Origin of the sequence: Rhodococcus sp. EPR-157, assembly GCF_001647195.1 — a bacterium.
Taxonomy (GTDB): Bacteria; Actinomycetota; Actinomycetes; order Mycobacteriales; family Mycobacteriaceae; genus Rhodococcoides.
Genome location: NZ_LVCV01000618.1, coordinates 1 through 745 on the forward strand (window position 1 = coordinate 1; position 745 = coordinate 745).

At 60.1% G+C, this 745-nt stretch carries 1 protein-coding gene; it reads left to right on the forward strand.

Annotated features, from left to right (window positions below):
- On the forward strand, positions 1–571 hold a 571-nt coding region (locus A2J03_RS26730), incomplete at its 5' end, for an SDR family oxidoreductase (protein WP_156520605.1).
- Positions 572–745: the final 174 nt, after the last annotated feature.

Consider the following 745-nt stretch of genomic DNA (forward strand, 5'->3'; position numbering starts at 1 on the left):
CCTCGAGTCGCCGGGTGCGATTCATCAACTCTTCTTCGAACTCGAACAGGGTCTCAAGGAGAGGACCGGATCCTCGAGTTTGGACATTCTCGTCAACAACGCCGGAGTCATGGGAGGTGTCTCGCCGGAGGACACCACTCCCGAACAATTCGACCGCCTCGTCGCCGTGAACGCACGAGCCCCGTTCTTCATCCTGCAGCGGGCGACTACCAACCTCAACGATGGGGCGCGGGTCATCAACATCTCTTCAGGTTTGACTCGTGTCGCGAATCCGCAAGAAGTTGCATACGCGATGACGAAGGGCGCTGTGGAGCAACTCACGATGCATATGGCCAAACATCTCGCGCCACGCGGTATCACCGTGAACAGTGTTGCGCCCGGGATCACGAGGAACGGAAATCCGGTATTCGGCATGCCCGAGGTCGTCGAACAGATGGCGTCGTTGTCTGCCTTCAATCGGGTCGGCGAGCCAGACGACATCGCTGATGCGGTCGCGTTCCTCGCTTCCGACGACGCTCGATGGATCACCGGCTCGACGCTGGACGCAAGTGGTGGGACCCTGCTGGGTTGATTCTCGCGCGGCGACGCGGACCACCAAGGTGACGACAAGGAGCGAGCGTGGACAGAACGATCGAAGTGTCGAAAGGTGACTACGGCAGCGTAGTTCGACCTGTCGCCGCGTGGGGTTTGCTGGCGTTGCTTGCTGCGAACATGCTGATCGATGCGCTCGAGGTGTCCATCATGG